Genomic DNA, 17,448 nt, shown 5'->3' on the forward strand with positions numbered 1-17,448 from the left:
CAACCGGACATAATGAGAACGATAGTGGAACAGAGCGGAACTTGTCAAGCGATGTCGATGTAATCGATCATATCGCCCGCAGCACGCGGCGCGGCACCGATTTCGCGGATAGCGAGCGCATTCGCGTCGGCGAGCGTCAGCGTCCGGCCGCTGTCCTGATTCGCGCCGATATGGAGCGCTCCGCCCTCGAGCCGCGCGCGCAGATAGTCGCGCCGCGCGCCGCCGGCGCCGAGCGGGGCGGCGAGCGCTGCCTGACGGTGGTGCGGCAAGGGTGCGGTCGCGCCGGCAAGATGGCGGACGAGCGGGAGCAGGAACAGCGTCGCGGTGACGAAGGCCGACGCGGGATTGCCGGGCAGACCGACGAGCAGCGCGTCGCCGATCGTCCCGGCGATCAGCGGTTTGCCGGGGCGCATCGCGATCTTCCAGAAATCGATCCGCCCCCCGGCGTCCGTCAAGGCGCCGCGGACATGGTCGTGATCGCCGACCGAGGCGCCGCCGATGGTGACGATGACGTCGTGCCGTCGCGCCAGTTCCTCAAGGGTTCGGGCAAGGACGGCGCGGTCGTCGCGGATGTGGAGCGGCAGGGTGACGATGGCGGGGTCGGCCGCGACCATCGCGGCGAGCATCGCGCCATTGCTGTCGGGGATCTGCCCGGCGGCGAGCGGGCGTCCCGGCGGGACGAGTTCGTCGCCGGTGGTGAGGATCGCGACGCGCGGGCGCGCGCCGACGCTAAGCTGCGCCGCGCCGCCCATGATCGCCGTCGCGATCGCGCCCGGGGTCACGCGGCTGCCGGCGGCGAGCAGCGCCGTGCCGGCGGCAAAATCGCTGGCGCGGCCGCGGATATGCGCACCGCGGCTCGCGGGGCCGTCGCCGGTGAGGGGCAAAGCCGGGCCGTCGGCGGCGACATCCTCCTGCACGACGACGGTATCGGCGCCCTCGGGCAGCATCGCGCCGGTGAAGATCCGCATCGCCTCGCCAGCCGCGAGCGCGCGGGAGGGCGGCGCGCCGGCGGCGATTTCGCCGGCGATCGTCCATGGCCCGGGCAGGTCGGCGAAGCGGATCGCATAACCGTCCATCGCCGACAGCCGCGCCGCGGGCTGGTCGCGCAACGCGGCGACGTCGCGCGCCAGATAGCGGCCGAGACTATCGGCAAAAGCGACATGTTCGGGCGGCAGCGGGTCGCGGAGCGCGAGCAGGCGGGCCTGCGCCGCATCGACCGGCAACAGGTCGCTCATTCGGCGCGCCAGTCGCCCGAGCGCCCGCCGCTCTTCTCGATCAGGCGGATGTCGCCGAGGACCATCGCGCGGTCGAGCGCCTTGGCCATGTCATAGAGGGTGAGCAGCGCGACCGACGCGGCGGTCAGCGCCTCCATTTCGACCCCGGTCGGGCCGCTGGTCGCGGCGGTCGCGGTGACCGCGATGCCGCCGCTTTCCCATGTGAAGTCGACGCTGACGCTGGTCAGCGCCAGCGGATGGCAAAGCGGGATCAGGTCGGCGGTGCGCTTGGCGGCCATGATCCCGGCGATGCGCGCGGTCGACAGCACGTCGCCCTTCGGCGCGTTGCCGGCGCGGATCGCATCGAGCGCGCCCGCCGCCATGGTGATGCGCCCGCCGGCGACCGCCCGCCGCATCGTCGCGGGCTTGGCGCCGACGTCGACCATATGCGCGGCGCCGCTGTCGTCGAGATGAGTCGGTCTGTCGGTCATGCCCGCGAGCCAAGCAAGCGGGGCGGCGAAAGGCAAGCGGAGATGCGGGGGGTAAGGGCAGGTGGCTCATGCAGAGGCTGCAAAGATTTCGCGCAGAGTTCGCAGAGTTCGTTGAGAGGGAGCGATCGGCGTTGCGGTGAAAGCCCCTCCTCTTCAGACGAGGGGTAGCGAGACTTACGAACTTGTTCGTTAGTCGCAGCGGGGTGGTGCTTGAGGCTGGGCGTGCGCCTTCGGCCACCACCCCGCTCGACTAAAGGCCCGGCTGCGCCGGACCAAGTCTCACTGCCCCTCCTCTGAAGAGGAGGGGTTGGATATGGTAGCCCCCAACCCCAAAGGTGTCATCATCCCGCTAGCACTCAACTATATATGCACGCATCCAGCCCATCACGCCGGACCACGCCGATGCGGGCGCGGATCGTGTTGCCGTAGCGGCGGGTAAAGCCCGAGGGGCTGATCGCGGCGCGCTTTTTGGGGAGCGGCAGGATCGCGGCGATGCGCGCGGCTTCGGCGGGGGTCAGTTTGCCCGCGCCATGCTTGAAATAGCGCTGCGCCCCGGCCTCGACGCCATAGGTGCCGATCCCGGTCTCGGCGACGTTGAGGTACACTTCCATGATCCGCCGCTTGCCCCAGATCGTCTCGATCAGGAAGGTGAACCACACCTCGGGCACCTTGCGGACGTAGCGCGTCCAGCCGCTGCCCTGCCACAGGAAGACATTCTTCGCGGTCTGCTGGCTGATCGTCGAACCGCCGCGCAGCCGCTTGCCGCTGGCGTTGCGCTCGATCGCCTGTTCGATCGCTGCGGTGTCGAAGCCGTCATGGCTGCAGAATTTGCCGTCCTCGGCGGCGATCACCGCGCGCACCATATTGCGGTCGATGCCGGACAGGCCCGTCCAGTCCTTGGTGATGCCGTTGCCGTCGGCGAGCATGGTGACGGTGACCGGCGGCGGCACGACGGCATAGAGCAGCACCCACAGCACCGAGACGGCCATGAACCACAAGAGCCATTTCAGCGGCCGCAGATACCAGGGGAGTTGACGCTTTTTCGCGCGGGCTTTTGTCGACATGCGCGCAAACTAGCCGCTCGTCCGGGCGAGGCAAGCGGCGATGGCGGATAAATTGGCGTCATCCCTGCATCGTCAGCTGATGCCCTCCATTGCGTCATTGCGAGGAGCGAAGCGACGCGGCAATCCAGAGGTGGCGGTAACCGCTCTGGATTCGTAGGCCTACGGCCGCCTTCGGCCCGCTTCGCTCGCAATGACGAGATTGCGGGTGCCCTTACGCCCCGATCAGGCGCCGTTCGCCGGCGAGCTTGAGCATCGCCTTTTGCAGCTTTTCGAAGGCGCGCACCTCGATCTGGCGGACGCGTTCGCGGCTGACGTCATAGACCTGGCTCAGATCCTCGAGCGTCTTGGGGTCGTCGGTCAGGCGGCGTTCGGTCAGGATATGGCGTTCGCGCTCGCCCAGCGTTTCGAGCGCTTCGGTCAGCAGGTCGTGGCGCACGTCGCGTTCCTGCGCTTCGGCCACCCGCTCGTCCTGCAGCGGGCCTTCGTCGCCGAGCAGGTCCTGCCACTGGCTGTCGCCATCCTCGCCCATCGGGACGTTCAGCGAGGTGTCGCCGCCCATCGCCATGCGGCGGTTCATGCTGGTGACCTCGTCCTCGGTGACACCAAGGTCGGTCGCGATCTTGGTCAGATGTTCGGGGGTCAGGTCGCCATCCTCGAACGCTTCGAGCTGGTTCTTCATCCGGCGGAGGTTGAAGAACAGCTTTTTCTGCGCCGCGGTGGTGCCCATTTTGACGAGGCTCCACGAGCGCAGGATGAATTCCTGGATCGAGGCGCGAATCCACCACATCGCATAGGTGGCGAGGCGGAAGCCGCGTTCGGGGTCGAATTTCTTCACCCCCTGCATCAAACCGATATTGCCTTCGCTGATCAGCTCGCTGACCGGCAGGCCATAGCCGCGGTAACCCATCGCGATTTTCGCAACGAGGCGCAGGTGCGAGGTGACGAGCTGCGCCGCCGCCTCATTGTCGCCATGCTCCTGAAAGCGTTTGGCGAGCATATATTCCTGCTCGGGGGTGAGCAGCGGGAATTTGCGGATTTCCGACAGATAGCGGTTCAGGCTGGCTTCGCCGCCAAGCGCTGGCACCGTGGCAGGAACATTGCTTTTAGCCATTGGAGAGCGTCTTCCCTTTGATATCGTGAGCCTGAATATGCCGCGGTTGGCGCCGGCGGTCGAGATAGATTTTCATTCGAAACTTAAACGCGCAATTGGTCGATCAGTTCCCGCATGTCGGGGGGTAGTTCGCTGTCGAGCGCGATGTTGTTACCGGTCAGCGGATGAATAAAGCCCAAATGGGCCGCGTGCAATGCCTGCCGCGCAAATCCTTGCGCCTTCAGCACCTCTGACAGCGGCTTTTTGACCCGCCCATAGACCGGATCGCCGACGAGCGGATGGCCGATATGCGCCATATGGACGCGGACCTGATGGGTGCGCCCGGTCTCGAGCCGGCATTCGACCAGCGCCGCGCCGCGGAGCGCCTCGAGAGTGCGATAATGGGTGATCGCATGTTTGCCGCGGCCTTCGGCGACGACCGCCATCTTCTTGCGATTGGCGCTCGACCGGCCGAGCGCCGCCTCGACCGTGCCGCTGGGCGGGATAGGCCTGCCGCTGGCGATCGCGAGATAGCGGCGGTCGATGCTGTGTGCGGCGAATTGTTTCGCCAGCCCCTCATGCGCCTTGTCGTGTTTGGCGGCGACGATCAGCCCGCTGGTATCCTTGTCGATGCGGTGGACGATCCCCGGCCGCGCGACGCCGCCGATCCCCGACAATTGCCCGGCGCAATGGTGGAGCAGCGCGTTGACCATCGTGCCGTCGAAATTGCCCGCAGCCGGATGCACCACCATGCCCGCGGGCTTGTCGACGACGATCAGATGCTCATCCTCGAAGGCGATGACCAGCGCCATATCCTGCGCGACATTGTGGGCAGGGGTGGGCGCGGGCAGGCGGACCGCGATCGTCGCGGATGCCGCAGCCTTGGCCGACGGATCCCACAGGATCGCGCCGCTGGCATCGGCGACGCGCCCGCCCTTGATCAGCGTTTTGACGCGTTCGCGCGACAGGTTGGGGAGCGCTTCGGCCAGCGCCCGGTCGAGCCGCAATCCGGCCGCGCTGTCGGCGAGCGCCACGGTCAAGACTTCATCCCCCTGCATCGAATCCGATGTGGTTCTGGCACGCCAGATTTCAAGATACGGCTCCCTCCGTTCCGTTCGTGTCGAGCGAATTCGAGACACCGTGAAGACACGCATCGCCGATCGGCATCTCGACTTCGCCCGATGCGAACGGAATGGGGGGAACGCGCTTGTCTAGCCAGAGTCCGTGCCTTAGGGAGCAGGCGCGAGCCGGAAACGTCCGGTCTGCGGGGAGCCATATCATCCATGTCCGACGATCGCGTCGATTTCGCCTCCATGCTGGCCTCGCGGCTGTGCCACGATCTGCTGAGCCCGGTCGGCGCCTTTGCCAACGGGCTGGAACTGCTCGCCGACGAAAAAGACCCCGAGATGCGCGCACGCTGCATCGACCTGCTCGAACAGAGCGCAAGGACGTCGGCCAACAAGCTGAAATTCTTTCGCCTTGCCTTTGGTTCGGCGGGCGGTTTCGGCGAGCTGGTGCCCGCCGACGAAGCCAAATCGGCGATCCAGGGGATCATCGGCGACCGCGCGATCGACCTGAACTGGATGATCGGCAGCGAGCCGCTACCCAAGCCGGCGGTCAAGATCATCCTCAACCTGTCGCTGCTGCTGGTCGATGCGCTGGTCCGCGGCGGCCGGCTCGATATCGGATGCGAAAGCCAGGGCGCCGAACAGGGCGGCGGGGTCGAAATCGCGCTGCACGTCGAGGCCGACCGCATCTTCCTCGACGCCGACGTCGAACGCATCCTCGCCGAGGGCGAGGGGGCGAGCGCGATGACCTCGCGCACCGCGCCCGCGGTGCTGGTGCAGGCGGTCGCGCGGCAGAGCGGCGGGACGGTAATGCTGGCGCGCGAAACCGCGACCTCGCTGCTCGTCGGCGCGGTGCTGCGCGGGCGCTGACGTTCGCTGCGCGTCTGCGTCCGTTAAACTTGGCGAGGCCCCTGAAGGCGCGATTTTGCTTCGCGGTGGCCGATAAACGAACCCTCCATTAACCATTGTCGGCCATGGTGCAGCCTCAAGTTTCTGGGGCGCACCGGTACCGCGATGGACGATCTGCTGAACGACTTTCTGGCCGAAACGGCGGAAATCCTTTCCGAAGCCGGCGGGGCGCTGGTCGCGTGGGAGGCGGAGCCTGCCGACCGCGAGCGGCTCGACGCGATTTTCCGGCTCGTCCACACGATCAAGGGCGGCTCGGGCTTTCTGGCGCTGCCGCGCGTTACCGCGCTGGCGCACGCCGCCGAAGACGCGCTCGACCAGGTGCGGCGCGGCCAGCGCACCGCCGATGCGGCGCTCGTCACCGCCGTGCTTGCGATCCTCGACCGGCTGACCATGCTCTGCGCCGTACTGGGCAGCAACGGCGCCGAACCGGCGGGCGAGGATGGCGATGTCATCGATGCGCTCGCGATCTTCGACGCCGAGCCGGCGGCGGTCGAAGTCGCCGGGGTGCAGCTGCGCCGCGACGACGATGCTCACGCCGACCTTGCCAACTGGCGTTCGATCCGCGTCCCGCTGCCGCTGCTCGACAGCGTGATGACGGGGGTCACCGACATCGTCCTCGCGCGCAACGAATTCGCCCGGATGCTGCGCGAATCGGGCGCCGACGCGGCGGTGATCGCCTCGTTCGACCGGCTGTCGGATTCGATCGCCGGAATGCGCCAGTCGGTCAGCCAGATGCGGATGCAGCGAATCGACAAGCTGTTTTCGCCCTTGCCGCGGATCGTCCGCGACCTGGCGCAGGACATGGGCAAGAAGGTCAGTTTCACCACCAGTGGCGGCGAGGTCGAGCTCGACCGCGAGATGATGGAGAATATCCGCGACCCGCTGATCCACATCGTCCGCAACGCGATCGACCACGGGATCGAGCCGCTCGACGAGCGCGTCGCGGCGGGCAAGGGGATCACCGCGACGATATCGGTATCGGCGCGCCAGTCGGGGAACCAGATCGAGATTGCGGTGCGCGACGACGGCCGCGGCCTGTCGGCCGACGCGCTGGTCGCCAAGGCGATCGCGGCGCGCATCGTCACCGCAACCGAGGCGCGCGCGATGGGCGCGCGCGAAAAGCTGGACCTGGTGTTTCGCCCCGGCTTTTCGACCGCGTCGACGGTCACCGCGGTGTCGGGCCGCGGCGTCGGCATGGACATCGTCAAATCGAACCTCGAAAAGATCGGCGGCATCGTCGAACTGCGCAACGACGAAGGCCGCGGGCTCACCATCCTGCTCCGCGTCCCGATGACGCTGACCATCATCTCCGGCCTGATGGTGCGCGCGGCGGGGCAATATTTCGCCATCCCGCGCGGCGCGGTGCGCGAAATCCTGCTGGAAACCAGCGACAGCGTCCGCATCGACCGCGTCGGCGGCGGCGAGCTGGCGACGGTGCGCGGCGCACAATATCCGCTGCTGCGGCTCGAAACGGTGCTCGGGCGCGAACGCGACGACGGCGACGATGCCGAGGATCGCGCGCTCGTCATCGTGCGGCCGGGGCAGGGGCAAAGCTATGCGCTGAGCGTCGCGGCGATCCACGACCATGAGGAACTGGTGATCAAGCCCGCGGCGCCGATGATCATGGCGACGGGGCTTTATGCCGGCACGACGCTGCCCGACAACGGGCGCCCGGTGCTGCTGCTCGACGTCCAGGGGATGATGGCCGCCGCGGCGATCGACGCGTCCGAAGCCGGGCGCGCCGACGACCGGTCGGCCGCCGATGCCGAAGCGGTGTCGGCGCGCGGCGCGGCGCAGCTGCTGCTGTTCCGCGACACCAACGACCGCGTCCGCGGCATTCGCCTGTCGGTGATCGAGCGGGTCGAGGAGGTACCGGCACGCGCGCTGTTCGAAAGCGGCGGCGCGATCCGGGCCCAGATCGGCGACGAGATTTTCCCGGTTCACGCAGCCGCGCTGCCCGGCGGCGAGGGGGCCGTGAAGCTGCTGCGCCTGCACGACGGCCATGCCGTGCTCTGTTACCCGATCGCCGCGGTGATCGACATCGTCCGGCTGCCCGATGCGGCCCAGCCGGCGGCGGCGCCAGGGCTGATCGCCGGCGTGGTGCTGGTCGGCGGCGAGCCGGTCGAGCTGATCGATCCCTTCTGGCTGATGGAACAACAGGTGGCGCGCGTCCCGACTTCGACGGCGCGCCAGCCGCTCTGCCGCCTCGCCGACGATCACGACGGCTGGGGCGACAATTTCCTGGCGCCGATCCTGCGCAGCGCGGGCTACCGCGTCGCCGCGGCGGATGCCGCCGGCGACGAAGCCCCCGACGTGCTGCTCTGCCTAGCGGGCGAGGGCGGCGAATGCGCCGACGGCGCGGGCAAGGTGCCGGTCATCCGGTTGCGCACGGCTGCTGCCGCGGCGGGCCCCGACGATGACAGCGTCTATCGGTACGACCGTGACGGGCTGCTCGCGGCGCTCCAAAACCGCGTCGGAGGGACGTCGCTATGATGGAAAAGCTCTATCTGATCGCGCGGATCGCCGACACCCGCGTCGCGCTGCGCAGCCGTGCGATCAATTCGGTGGTGACCGTCGGCATCCCGGTCGAAGTCCCCGCCGCGCCGCCGCACGTCGCGGGGCTGTTCGCGCTGCGCAGCCGCGTCTTCACGCTGATCGACCCGCACGTCGTAATCGGCCTCCCCCCCGTCCCGGCGGCGCCCGGCCAGCGCGTCATCGTCGTCGACGTCGCCGATCACGGCTATGCGCTGCTCGCCGACGCGATCGAGGATGTCTGTTTCATCGAAGCGCCCGAAACGCGCGTCGCGGGCAGGCTGCTGCCCGGCTGGGCGCGCGTCGCCGAAGGAATGATCGAGCATGAGGGCGCCTCGCTGCTGGTCGTCGACCCGGCGCATTTCATCACGCTGCCCGTTCAGAAAGCCGCCTGACCGGCATTTTATTAACGGGCTGGACACCCCTTCGCCGTAACATGGCATCATCCCGAAGGGGTCGGAGGTAAAGAATGTCGAAATCCTGTCTGGTCGTCGATGACAGCAAAGTCATCCGCAAGGTCGCGCGCCATATCCTTGAAAGCATGTCCTTTGCGGTCGACGAGGCCGCCGACGGGTTGGAGGCGCTGACCTTTTGCCGCGCCAACCGTCCCGACGTGATCCTGCTCGACTGGAACATGCCGGTGATGAGCGGGATGGAGTTTCTGGGCGCCTTCAACGACCTCGATTACGGGCGCGACGAGCGCCCGCGCGTCGTCTTTTGCACGACCGAAAACAGCATCGATCATATCCGCGCGGCGATCGAGGCGGGGGCCGACGAATATGTGATGAAGCCGTTCGACCGCGAAACGCTCGAAGGAAAGCTCCAGCTCGTCGGCGTCGCCTGAGGCCGCCGCCGTGGGACAGCCGCAACCCAGGATTTCGAACGACGCCGCCGAGGTTCCCGCCGCGCGCACCGTGCGCGTCATGCTCGTCGACGACAGCCTGGTCGTGCGCAGCATTCTCGAGCGGATCGTCGATCAGCAGGCAGGCCTGAAAATCTGTGCATCGGTCGCCTCGGCGCACGATGCGCTCGCCTATCTTTCCTGCGAACCCGTCGATGTCGTCGTGCTCGACATCGAAATGCCGGGGATGAACGGCATCGATGCGCTGCCGCACATCCTGGCGCGCGCCGAAAATGCCCGCGTGCTGATCCTGTCGTCGAACTGCGTCGAAGGTGGCCCCGCGGCGATCGAGGCGCTCGCGCTCGGCGCCAGCGACACGCTCGCAAAACCCGGCCGCGGCAGTTTTTCGGGACGCTTTTCCGAGGTGCTGACCGAACGCATCATGATGCTGGGCAGCCAGCCGATGCTGCCGGTGGCGGCGCGCGCGACGCAGCGTTCGGCCCAGCCCGCCGCGCCGGTCGCGATTCCCGCCGACCAGCCGCTCGAATGCATCGCGGTCGCGGCATCGACCGGCGGCATCCCCGCCTTTTCGACCTTCCTCGCCAACCTCGACCCGCGCATCACCGCGCCGATCGTGCTGACCCAGCACCTGCCCGACGCCTTCATGGAATTTTACGCGCGCCAGATCGCGACGATGACCGCGCGCCGCGTTCAGGTCGCGGCGGCGGGCATGGCGGTCGAGCGCGGGCATATCTATCTCGCGCCCGGCGATGCGCATCTGCGCGTCGTCGCGAGCGGCCGCCGCCGCGAAATCGCGCTCGACCGCCACCCGGTCGAGAATGGCTGCTGCCCCTCTGCCGACCCGATGTTCGCTTCGGTGGCCGAGGCCTATGGCAGCGGCGCGGTCGCGGTGGTGCTCAGCGGCATGGGCCGCGACGGGGCGAGCGGCGCTGCGCGCCTGCGCGCCGCGGGCGGCACCGTCTTTGCCCAGGCGCCCGAAAGCTGCGTGATCTGGGGGATGCCCGGCGCGGTCGCCAAGGCGGGGATCGCCGCCGCGACGCTCAATCCCGACGCGATCGCGCTGATGCTGGGCAGCTTCCTGCCGGGGCGAGACAAGAAATGATGGGCGGGACCGCCAGTGAATCGGCATATCGCGTGCTGATGGGGGTGCTCGAATCGCGCACCGGCCAGACGCTGTCGCCGAACCGCATCTGGCGCATCGAAATGTCGCTGAAACCGGTGATGCAGCGCCACGGCATCGCCGACCTCGACGCGCTGGTCGCCGCGCTCGTCACCTCGAACAGCCGCCAGCTGCTCGACGACACGGTCGATGCGATGCTGAACAACGAGACGTTTTTCTATCGCGAGCACAGCGTCTTCGACGAAATCGCGACCAACGCGCTGGAGCGATTGCGCGAGATCAACGCGGCGCGGCGGCGGATCACGGTGTGGCATTGCGGCGTGTCAACCGGGCAGGAGGCCTATTCGCTGGCGATGCTGATCGCCGAACAGGGCGAAAAATGGGCGGGCTGGCAGGTCGACATCGTCGGCACCGACGTCAGCTATCATGCGATCAGCCGCGCGCGCGTCGGGCTGTACAGCCAGTTCGAAATCCAGCGCGGGCTGCCGGTGCAGCGCATGGTGCGCTGGTTCGACCAGACCGAGGGCGGCTGGCTGGCCAAGGCCGACCTGCGCCGCCGGATCGATTTTTCGGTCCAGAACATGCTGACCGACCGGCCACCGCTCGCGAGTTCCGCCGACCTGATCTTTTGCCGCAACCTGCTGCTCTATTTCTCGGCGCCGATGCGGCAGAAGGCGTTTGCGCGGCTGCGCGCGATGGCGGCGCCGCAAAGCTTCCTCGTCCTCGGTGCGGGCGAAACGGTGCTCGGCCAGACCGACCAGTTCGTCGCCAGCCCGCGGTTGCGGGGATTGTACGAGCCTGCCGACCAGCAGGTGCGCCGCGCCGCGGCCGCCTAGCGATAGGCTCTGCCTTGCATTTTATTCGCCGCTGGCCCAATCGACCGGTTGGCAAGCACAGGACGGGTCGTCGAAGCGCATGAGCGATACTATCGAACGCTGGTCACCCAATTTCGACGAGCGCACGCTGCTCATCTCGATGATCGTGCTGCATTATACCGGAATGAAGACCGGCGCCGAGGCGATCGACCGCCTGGCCGATCCCAAAGCCAAGGTGTCGGCGCATTATGTCGTCCGCCAGGATGGCCAGATCATCCACATGGTGCCCGAAGAGAAGCGCGCCTGGCACGCGGGCCGGTCGCACTGGCGCGGGATCAGCGACATTAATTCGGCGAGCGTCGGGATCGAGATCGTCAATCCCGGCCACGACTGGGGCTATCTCCCGTTCCCCGAACCCCAGCTCGCCTCGGTCGTCCGCCTCGTCCACCTGATCAAGGATCGCCATGCGATCACCCGCGGCAATGTCGTCGGCCATTCGGACATCGCGCCGGTCCGCAAGCTCGACCCCGGCGACCTGTTTCCATGGGAGGAATTCGCGCGGCGCCGTCTCGCCTTGCCGCGCCCGACCAAGAAGCTGACCGATCCGTTGTGGACCGACGCCGGCTTCCTGCTCGCGCTCGAACGCTTCGGCTATGACGTCACCGACGGTGTCGCGGCGACGGCCGCCTTTCAGCGCCGCTTTCGCCCCGAACGGATCGACGGCATCATCTGCGGCGAATGCCGCGCGATCCTGCTCGCGCTGCTGCTGCCGCAGCCCGAGGGGAATTGATCGGCGGGTTGCCGGCGTTTGCGGACAACCCTTCTCCCCTCCCTTCAGGGAGGGGCTGGGGGTGGGTAGCCGCCAACGGCGGCATTCTCCGCCGCTCGCTATCGCTCGCAACCCACCCCTAACCCCTCCCTAAAGGGGAGGGGAATTATCTTGAGTTCACGCCAAAGCCGTCGCGCGCACCAGCGCTCGCCATGCCGATCGAACCGCGCTATAGTCGCGCCGCCAGAGGGTCAGGCGATCGCCGCCGGTGGGGTATCCTGCCGGGGGAGGAAAGTCCGGGCTCCACGGAAACCACGGTGCCGGATAACGTCCGGCGGCCTTCGCAAGGGGGTCAGGGAAAGTGCCACAGAGAGCAGACCGCCCAAGGCTTCGGCCCGGCGAAAGGTGAAAGGGTGCGGTAAGAGCGCACCGCGCGGCTGGCAACAGGCGCGGCACGGCAAACCCCACCGGGAGCAAGGTCGAATAGGGATGGCACGAGTTCAGTCTCAGGGCTGGTTCCGGCTTCGCCATCCGGGTTGACTGCTTGAGCCGCCGGGCAACCGGCGGCCTAGAGGAATGATCGCCCAGCCCCCGCAAGGGGAGGGACAGAACCCGGCTTATCGACCCTCTGGCATTTACCGTCCCCGACCGGGCGGGGAACCGCGCGTCATTGCCCTGCGTTCCAGACGGACCAAATCAAGGGAGGCGAAAATGAAAGTCGTTGATGACCATGTCGAAGTGACCGACGAAGAAGCGAGCGGCGGCGTAAAGGGCCACAATGTCCGGTACGTGCTGGCGTTTTCGCTGATCGCGGTGGTGATCGTGCTGTCGGCGATCTGGATCGTCCCGGCGCTGCTCCAGCCCTAAAACCAAGGCAAATTTTGCAGGTAGCGGTCAGGGATAGCCGACCGCGACGATTTCCCATTCCTTCGCGCCGCCGGGAAGCTGGACGGTTCGCAGGTCGCCGACTGCGGCGCCGCGCAGGGCGCGGGCGAGCGGACTGTTCCAGCCGATCCGGCCTTCACCCGCCGCCGCCTCGTCATCGCCGACCAGCGTGACGGTGCGGCGCGCGTCGTCATCGTCGGCCAACTCGACCGTCGCGCCGAACCAGATGCGGCTGCGGTCGGGCTGCGCCGCCGGATCGACGACGCGCGCCGCCTTCATCCGCCGCGCGAGGAAGTTCAGCCGCCGGTCGATTTCGCGCAACCGCTTCCGCCCATAGATATAATCGCCATTCTCGCTGCGGTCGCCATTGCCCGCCGCCCAGCTGATCACCTCGACCAGCTTCGGGCGCTCGTCGCCGAGCAGCGCGTCATATTCGGCGCGCAGCGCGGCGAAGCCCGACGGGCTGATGATGTTGCTGCGCTGCTCCCCCGCCACCGGGCGTCAGCCCGGGGTGCGTTTGCCGAGATAGAAGCTCAGCGGCGCCTGCGGCAGCGTCTTGCCCTGCTGCAACGTGTCATAGACGACGGCGTTTTCAAGCACACGCTGGACGTAATTCTTGGTCTCGAAAATCGGGATCGCCTCGATCCAGTCGAGAATATCGATCGATCCGGTGCGCGGATCGCCGTTGGCGCGCAGCCACTTGTTCACGTTGCCCGGACCGGCGTTGTAGGCCGCGACCGCGAGCGGATAGCTGCCGCCGAAATAGCGCAGCATCTGCTGAAAATAGGTCGACCCCAGCATCATGTTGTAATTGGTGTCGGTGGTCAGCGAGCCCATGTCGTAGCTGAGGCCAAGCTTGCCCGCGACTTCGCGCGCGGTGCCGGGCATCAGCTGCATCATCCCGCGCGCGCCGGCGTGGCTGATCGCGGCGCGATCGAACTGGCTTTCCTGGCGGGTGATCGCGTGGATGAAGGTCCAGTTGCCCTCGTGGCCGGTGGGAACGCGGACGGTCGGGAAGCCCGACACCTCGACCGCGTCGAGGCTGTTCGCCTGCGCGCTGCGGCCGATCATGACGCCGAGGTCGGGGCGTCCGATCGCCGACGAAAGCTGCCCGGCGAGGATATGGTCGGTCGGCGACGACGCCTTTTGCGCCAGCGCGCGCAGGAACAGCGATTGTTCGCGCCACGCGCCGATTTCGCCGAGCGCGCGCGCGGCGCGGACCAGACGGTCGTCCTCGAAAGACGATTTCTCGGCAGCGCTGACCTGGATGCTGGGCGCGGCGACGGGCCGCGGCTGCGGCCGGTTCAGCCGTTCGAGCGACAGCTGGCCATAGAATTGGTCGTAATGCTGCGCGGCATCCTCGAAGTGCGCGTTGGCGGCCGCGGCATCGCCTGCCGCCAGCGCGGCGCGCCCGGCCCAATAGAAGCCCTTGGTGCGCGTTTGCGCCGAGCGCGCGGCCTCGCCATAGGCGCGGTAAAGCTGCGTTGCCTCGGCGGGGCGGCGCAAATCCTTGAAGGCGAGCTGGCCGGCGAGCCAGGCGAGCGAGGTATAGTCGTCGCGCACCCCGAGCGGGGTTTCGCGGATCACCGTGCCCGGCGGGAAGGCGTCGCCCAGCTGCCGCGCGATATTATAGGCGGTCAGCTTGTCGCCGCCCGAATCGGCGAGGCGCGCGTTGGTGAGCAACGTCTCGAGCCATTCCTCGGTGTCGAGCGGCGCGCTGGCGAGCGCGCGCGGGGCGGCGAGCAGCGCCCGCGCTTCGCCGACGCGGCCGGACTGGCGCAGCCAGGTCGCCTTGGCGGTGATGTAACCGGCGTCGGTGCGGGTCAGCGACGGATTCGCCGCCTCGACCGCGGCGGCCTGCATCGCGGCGTCGACCGCGGCGCTCCGCATCGCCAGCCGCGCGGCAAAGACCGCCCGCTTGGCGGGCGAGGTGAAGGCAAGCTGGCGGCTGGCGGCGGCGGTCGCGTTCGACCACAGCAGCCGGTCCATCCGCGCGTCATGATCGGCGAGGGTCAGCGCGCCGGGGAACAGGCCGAGCACCCGGCTGGTCTCGCTCTCGTCGAGCGGGCCGGAGGTCCAGGCGCGGCGGACCGCGGCATTGGCTTCGTCGCGGCGGCCGCTGGCGTTGAGCGCGAGCGCCATGCGCAGCTGGCCGCTGGGCGTTTGCGGCGGATAGGCGGCGAAATAGGCGAGGGTGCGGGCGGGGTCGAAGCTGTCGATGGCGATCGACTTTTCGGCGCGGACGCGCATCTTGTCGGCGTCGGGCCAGCCCTTGTTGGCGATCAGGAAGCGCGACAGCTGGTCGAACGACGCGCCGCTGTTCTGGGTCAGCCGCCGCCATTCCATCACCGCGTCGCCGACCGAACTGGTCGATCCGGGCGGCGCGGCCGAGGTCGAGGCGAGACCCATCTGGGCGCGATACCACGCCATTTGTTCGGGGGTGAGTTCGCTGGCATGCGCAGCGGTGGGGACAAGGAGCGCGATGGCGAGCGCAAGGCGGGATATACGGGGCAGCAATGTCATGGCGGCCATGTTAGTGGCAAACTCCTTGCGGGGCGCTGAATAGGCGTCCATGAGGCGGCGCGCCGGGCTTTTCTATCGGTTGTGCCGCGGTTTTTGTAAAGGAGCGGAGCATGTTTTCGGGTTCGATTCCCGCTTTGGTGACGCCATTTCGCGATGGGGCGTTCGACGCGCCGACCTTCGCGCGCCTCGTGGACTGGCAGATCAAGGAAGGCACCAGCGCGCTGGTGCCGTGCGGGACGACCGGCGAAAGCCCGACGCTTGGCTTCGACGAACATTATCGGGTGATCGACGGCTGCATCGAGGCGGCGGCGGGCCGGGTGCCGGTGATCGCCGGCTGCGGGTCGAACGACACTGCGACCGCGATCCGCCACATGCGCCATGCGCAGGCTGCGGGCGCCGCGGCGGCGCTGATCGTCGCGCCCTATTACAACCGGCCGAGCCAGGCCGGGATGATCGCGCATTTCAAGGCGCTGGCCGACGCCAGCGACCTGCCGATCGTCGTCTATAACGTGCCCGGCCGCACCGTCGCCGACATCAGCGCCGAGACGATGTGCAAGCTGGCCGAAATCCCGAACATTGTCGCGATCAAGGATGCCAGCGGCGATCTGGCGCGGGTGACGATCCACCGGGCGGGTGCGGGCAAGGATTTTTGCCAGCTGAGCGGCAACGACGACCTGTGGTTGCCGCATGCCGCGCTGGGCGGCGCTGGCTGTATCTCGGTCACCGCCAATGTCGCGCCGCGGCTGTGCGCCGATTTCGCCGCCGCCATTGCCGCCGCCGACTGGATGCGGGCGCTGATGCTGCACGACCGCCTGTTCGACCTGCACCAGGCGATGTTCTCCGATACCTCGCCGGGGCCGGTCAAATATGCGCTGTCGCGCGTCCATGACTGGTTTTCGCCCGAAGTGCGCCTACCTATCATTGCGGCGGACGCAGCCGCGCGTGCCGCCGTCGATGCCGCGCTGTCCGCGGCGGGAGTGATCTAGGTTTCCTATGGCCCGTCCGCAGTCCGCCGCCGAATTCGACAAGAAAAAGGTCGTCGCCGAAAACCGGCGCGCGCGCTTCGACTTTGCCATCGAACAGGTGTTCGAGGCGGGGATCGCGCTGCAGGGGACCGAGGTGAAGTCGCTGCGTTTCGGCGAGGGGACGATCGCCGAAAGCTATGCCGAGGTGAAGGGTAACGAGGTGTGGCTGATCAACAGCAACATCCCCGAGTTCAGCCACGGCAACCGCCACAATCATGAGCCGAAACGTCCGCGCAAGCTGCTGCTCAGCGGACGTGAGATCAACAAGATGTACGCCGGCGTCGCGCGGCAGGGGATGACGCTCGTCCCGCTGAGCGTCTATTTCAACAGCCGCGGCCGCGCCAAGGTCGAGCTGGCGCTCGCCAAGGGCAAGAAGGCACACGACAAGCGGGAGTCGATCAAGGAACGCGACTGGAAGCGCGACAAGCAGCGGCTGATGAAGGATCGCGGGTGAGCGACGGTCGGCCTCGCGATCCCAAAACGAAGGACAAGGCGGCAGTGATGAACTGGATCCGCCGCAATTCGCCGACGCGCGAAGAGCTGCTGGCGAGCCGCTTCATCAAGCCGTTTGCTCATAGGGTGGCGCACAGCCATTTGTGGCGCTTTACCCGCACCTCGGTTCCGCGCGGCACCGCGCTCGGGCTGTTCGTCGGCATTTTTTTCCTGATTCCGGGCGTCCAGATCCTGGGGGTCGCGCTGCTCGCCTTGCCGGTGCGGGCGAACATTCCGATCGGCGCCGCGATGACGTTCCTGTCGAACCCGGTGACGACGCCGTTCATCATTCTGGCGTCGGTGTGGCTGGGCGACTGGCTGTTCGGGCTGCAAGCGAACAGCGCGACCTTTTCGGCGATGATCGAACATGGCGCGTCGGCGGGCGAATGGGCGCGCTGGGCGTTTTCAGACGCCGCGCCGGCGCTGCTGGCCGGACTGTTCGTCATCTCGGTGGTCGCCGCCGCGGTTGGCTATGTGCTCGCCGCGCTGTTCTGGGACAACTGGATTCGCCTGCGCTGGCGCCGCAAATTGCACCGCGCGCGCGACAAACGACTTGAGGCATCGACGAGCGACACGCCGCCCGGTTGAAC

The 17,448-nt window shown here is 67.6% G+C and carries 18 protein-coding genes and 1 other RNA gene; 12 read left to right on the forward strand and 7 right to left on the reverse strand.

Translation table 11 applies throughout. The features are described 5' to 3' along the window. Positions 1-44 precede the first annotated feature (44 nt). The 5 genes from HEQ22_RS05000 to HEQ22_RS05020 form a co-directional block, all read right to left on the reverse strand. The gene (locus tag HEQ22_RS05000; protein ID WP_432770100.1) at positions 45-1,235 is read right to left on the reverse strand and encodes a molybdopterin molybdotransferase MoeA; all 1,191 of its coding nucleotides are present in this window, start codon (positions 1,233-1,235) and stop codon (positions 45-47) included. Next, the gene (gene moaC, locus HEQ22_RS05005; RefSeq protein WP_432770101.1) at positions 1,232-1,705 is read right to left on the reverse strand and encodes a cyclic pyranopterin monophosphate synthase MoaC; all 474 of its coding nucleotides are present in this window, start codon (positions 1,703-1,705) and stop codon (positions 1,232-1,234) included. The genes HEQ22_RS05000 and moaC overlap by 4 nt, the downstream gene beginning before the upstream one ends. Positions 1,706-2,061: 356 nt before the next feature. Then, positions 2,062-2,769, reverse strand: a complete 708-nt coding sequence (gene mtgA / locus HEQ22_RS05010; protein WP_432770102.1) for a monofunctional biosynthetic peptidoglycan transglycosylase — start codon at positions 2,767-2,769, stop codon at positions 2,062-2,064. A gap of 211 nt (positions 2,770-2,980) precedes the next feature. Then, positions 2,981-3,880: an RNA polymerase sigma factor RpoH gene (gene rpoH / locus HEQ22_RS05015; protein ID WP_432770103.1), complete on the reverse strand. Its 900-nt coding sequence runs from the start codon at positions 3,878-3,880 to the stop codon at positions 2,981-2,983. Between the two features lie 83 nt (positions 3,881-3,963). Beyond that, positions 3,964-4,917, reverse strand: a complete 954-nt coding sequence (locus HEQ22_RS05020) for an RluA family pseudouridine synthase (RefSeq protein ID WP_432770104.1) — start codon at positions 4,915-4,917, stop codon at positions 3,964-3,966. Between the two features lie 225 nt (positions 4,918-5,142). Here HEQ22_RS05020 and HEQ22_RS05025 point away from each other — a divergent pair, with 225 nt between their 5' ends. The 9 genes from HEQ22_RS05025 (at position 5,143) to HEQ22_RS05065 (ending at position 12,800) form a co-directional block, all read left to right on the forward strand. After that, complete coding sequence (locus HEQ22_RS05025; RefSeq protein WP_432770105.1) at positions 5,143-5,796, forward strand: histidine phosphotransferase family protein; 654 nt, start codon at positions 5,143-5,145, stop codon at positions 5,794-5,796. 144 nt (positions 5,797-5,940) lie between these two features. Continuing rightward, the gene (locus tag HEQ22_RS05030; RefSeq protein WP_432770106.1) at positions 5,941-8,328 is read left to right on the forward strand and encodes a chemotaxis protein CheA; all 2,388 of its coding nucleotides are present in this window, start codon (positions 5,941-5,943) and stop codon (positions 8,326-8,328) included. Further along, positions 8,325-8,762 carry a chemotaxis protein CheW gene (locus HEQ22_RS05035; protein ID WP_432770107.1) on the forward strand — a complete coding sequence of 146 codons (438 nt, stop codon included), beginning with the start codon at positions 8,325-8,327 and terminating at the stop codon, positions 8,760-8,762. The genes HEQ22_RS05030 and HEQ22_RS05035 overlap by 4 nt, the downstream gene beginning before the upstream one ends. Before the next feature lie 74 nt (positions 8,763-8,836). Then, entirely contained in the window at positions 8,837-9,211 is a 375-nt protein-coding gene (locus tag HEQ22_RS05040) for a response regulator (RefSeq protein WP_432770108.1), read from the forward strand. Positions 9,212-9,221: 10 nt separating this feature from the next. Beyond that, positions 9,222-10,331: a chemotaxis-specific protein-glutamate methyltransferase CheB gene (gene cheB, locus HEQ22_RS05045; protein WP_432770109.1), complete on the forward strand. Its 1,110-nt coding sequence runs from the start codon at positions 9,222-9,224 to the stop codon at positions 10,329-10,331. After that, positions 10,328-11,185, forward strand: a complete 858-nt coding sequence (locus HEQ22_RS05050) for a CheR family methyltransferase (RefSeq protein WP_432770110.1) — start codon at positions 10,328-10,330, stop codon at positions 11,183-11,185. Before cheB ends, HEQ22_RS05050 begins: the two co-directional genes overlap by 4 nt. A gap of 79 nt (positions 11,186-11,264) precedes the next feature. Further along, the gene (locus HEQ22_RS05055; protein ID WP_432770111.1) at positions 11,265-11,954 is read left to right on the forward strand and encodes an N-acetylmuramoyl-L-alanine amidase; all 690 of its coding nucleotides are present in this window, start codon (positions 11,265-11,267) and stop codon (positions 11,952-11,954) included. Between the two features lie 222 nt (positions 11,955-12,176). Next, an RNA gene (gene rnpB, locus HEQ22_RS05060) (RNase P RNA component class A) lies at positions 12,177-12,569 on the forward strand. A gap of 75 nt (positions 12,570-12,644) precedes the next feature. Continuing rightward, entirely contained in the window at positions 12,645-12,800 is a 156-nt protein-coding gene (locus HEQ22_RS05065) for a hypothetical protein (RefSeq protein WP_432770112.1), read from the forward strand. A gap of 27 nt (positions 12,801-12,827) precedes the next feature. Here HEQ22_RS05065 and greB read toward each other — a convergent pair whose 3' ends face one another. Beyond that, entirely contained in the window at positions 12,828-13,313 is a 486-nt protein-coding gene (gene greB / locus HEQ22_RS05070; RefSeq protein ID WP_432770113.1) for a transcription elongation factor GreB, read from the reverse strand. A 6-nt stretch (positions 13,314-13,319) separates the two neighbouring features. After that, a complete protein-coding gene (locus tag HEQ22_RS05075; protein ID WP_432770114.1) occupies positions 13,320-15,341 on the reverse strand; it encodes a lytic transglycosylase domain-containing protein in 2,022 nt (673 codons plus the stop codon). Positions 15,342-15,451: 110 nt separating this feature from the next. On the opposite strand from HEQ22_RS05075, the gene dapA reads away from it, so the two are divergent. The 3 genes from dapA to HEQ22_RS05090 are packed head-to-tail and all read left to right on the forward strand — an operon-like array spanning position 15,452 to position 17,446. Beyond that, complete coding sequence (gene dapA / locus HEQ22_RS05080; protein WP_432770115.1) at positions 15,452-16,327, forward strand: 4-hydroxy-tetrahydrodipicolinate synthase; 876 nt, start codon at positions 15,452-15,454, stop codon at positions 16,325-16,327. A gap of 7 nt (positions 16,328-16,334) precedes the next feature. Then, positions 16,335-16,820, forward strand: a complete 486-nt coding sequence (gene smpB / locus HEQ22_RS05085) for an SsrA-binding protein SmpB (protein WP_039575066.1) — start codon at positions 16,335-16,337, stop codon at positions 16,818-16,820. Between the two features lie 47 nt (positions 16,821-16,867). Continuing rightward, a complete protein-coding gene (locus HEQ22_RS05090; RefSeq protein WP_432770116.1) occupies positions 16,868-17,446 on the forward strand; it encodes a DUF2062 domain-containing protein in 579 nt (192 codons plus the stop codon). Positions 17,447-17,448 lie beyond the last annotated feature (2 nt).

Origin of the sequence: Sphingopyxis sp. (assembly GCF_050916055.1) — a bacterium.
Classification (GTDB): Bacteria; Pseudomonadota; Alphaproteobacteria; order Sphingomonadales; family Sphingomonadaceae; genus Sphingopyxis.